This is a genomic window from Actinomycetospora sp., from assembly GCF_055612215.1.
Genome location: NZ_JBVPVA010000707.1, coordinates 1 through 2181 on the forward strand (window position 1 = coordinate 1; position 2181 = coordinate 2181).

At 71.4% G+C, this 2181-nt stretch carries 2 protein-coding genes; both read left to right on the plus strand.

The genetic code is table 11. The annotated features are described in order from the left end of the window. Positions 1 to 820: 820 nt before the first annotated feature. Positions 821 to 1420, plus strand: coding sequence for a TetR/AcrR family transcriptional regulator (locus AC0CYZ_RS19400; protein WP_472218286.1), 600 nt, complete (start codon positions 821 to 823; stop codon positions 1418 to 1420). A gap of 117 nt (positions 1421 to 1537) precedes the next feature. After that, a partial coding sequence (locus tag AC0CYZ_RS19405; protein WP_472218288.1) for a fatty acid desaturase occupies positions 1538 to 2181 on the plus strand: 644 nt, incomplete at its 3' end.

Consider the following 2181-nt stretch of genomic DNA (forward strand, 5'->3'; position numbering starts at 1 on the left):
AGCCCGAGGCCGGGGGCGAGGGGCAGGCCCGGGAGCGCAGCCGGCGGGGCGACGACCCCGGCCGGCGGGAGGGCAGCGGGGACCGAACCCGCGGGCACCGTCGTGTTCCGCGCACCGGTCTGCCCGGTGGACGACGTCGTACCCGACGACCGCGGGCGGTGCCCGTGCTGCGGCCCTGAACTGACGCCGGTGCTCGGCTTCGTCCCCCCGGGGTTCGACGAACCGGAGGTCGACCCGCTGACAGGCGCGCCGCCGGACTTCGGGTCACCGGTCGGCGTGCTGGACGGTGGGTCCGTCGGTACTACCGGGGCGCTGGAGAGGCCTGCGAGGACCTCGTCGACGTTCCCCTTGACGCCATCCGGGAGGGCACAGACGCCGGCCACCGACACGACCTTGGTGATGCCCGTGAGGTCGTGGACCTTCCCGTCCGATGTCGTACACGTCTCCGCGGACGCGGTCCCCATACCGAGCGCCAACCCGCCGACCAACAACCCACCGACGATCACACTGGGCAGCACCCGCCCGGGACCTCCGCGCATCCTTGCGACTCCTTCGTCCGTGTGGTTCCGGCCACCTGGGTGGCGGATGTGCACCCGTCATCGGTGCGGTGACCGGGTCGTTACGGACGACGAGCGGCGATGTCGACCATCACTGACTTGGCCTAGCGCGGTTGCGCCGAGTGGCCCTGCGCGTCCAGCCGAACGCGAGGTGTGATCGAGGATGGTCACGATACGATAACGAGCCCATCCGGAACCTCCGGACGGGCGTGACCCACGTCCTCCGCGCAGTGAGGACCGTCGCAATGAGTGACACTTGACGCATGAGTGGCGAATCGCTCCGGGTCGAGTTCCGGCGCCAGGTGCGCGAGCGGGTCCTCGACACCGCGGCGGCCCTCACGGTGGAGCGTGGGTGGGACCGGGTGCGGATCGGCGAGGTCGCCGTGGCGTCCGGGGTGTCCCGGCCGACCCTCTACCGCGAGTTCGGCACGAAGGACGGCGTGGGCGAGGCCCTCGTGACCCGCGAGGCCGAGCGCTTCTTCACCGGGATCGCGGCCGAGCTCGAGCAGCACGACGACCCGCCCGCGGGCGTGCGTGCCGCCGTCCGCTTCACCCTCGACGAGGCCGGCGGCAACCCGCTGCTGCGCGCGATCCTCACCGGAAGCCGCAGCGGGGACACCAGCCTGCTGCCGTTCCTGACCACCCGCGGCGACGCGATCATCACGGGCGGCAACGCGCTCGTCGGGGACTGGCTCCGGCGCCGGCGCCCGGAGCTCGAGGCCCGGGCCGTCACCGATGCCGTCGACGCCATCGTCCGACTCACCATCAGCCACCTCGTCTCCCCCGGCCTGACCCATGCCGACGCCTCCGAGCGGCTCGCCCGCCTGACGTCGTGCCTGATCGCGACCGCGGCCCCCGTCTGACCCCACCCTCGCGAGAGCGCCGCTCCGATCTGAGACAGATACTGCGTCTTGTTTCTACTGCGACACGGTGTCACAGTCATCTCGGAACGGCGTGACGGGGACGCGAGGAGGCCGACGATGACCATCGAGCAGTCACGGGACGAGGTGGCCGCGCAGGAGGAGCCGTGGCGCGACACGCGCCGCTACCTCTGGCCGCTCGGCACGGTGATGCCGGCGCTGCCGATCGCGGCCTACGGGCTGGTCCACCTCACCGGCCTCGCGCTCTTCTGGTGGCTCGGGCCGATCATCCTGTTCGTGGTCCTGCCGACGCTGGACCTGCTGATCGGCCGGACCAGCGACAACCCCCCGGAATCGGAGCGGGCCCGCCTCGAGGCCGACCGCTACTACCGGTGGATCACCTACCTCTTCCTGCCGGTGCAGTACGTGAGCCTCGTCTTCACCTGCTGGGTCTGGGCCACGCAGCACCTGAGCCTGGTCAGCACCGTCGGCCTCGCGCTGACCATGGGCGTCGTGTCCGGCATCGCGATCAACACCGCGCACGAGCTCGGGCACAAGCGCGAGGAGAACGAGCGCTGGCTCTCGAAGATCGCGCTGGCGAGCTCCGGGTACGGGCACTTCTACGTGGAGCACAACCGCGGCCACCACGTCCGCGTCGCCACCCCGGAGGACCCGGCGAGCTCCCGCTTCGGCGAGAACTTCTGGACCTCGTTCCTGCCCCGCACCGTCTGGGGCAGCCTGCGCAGCTCCTGGCACCTCGAGGT

Excerpts from the sequence above, each read along its gene's own strand:
- AC0CYZ_RS19400 (WP_472218286.1), top strand. The coding sequence starts at position 821 with ATGAGTGGCGAATCGCTCCGGGTCGAGTTCCGGCGCCAGGTGCGCGAG.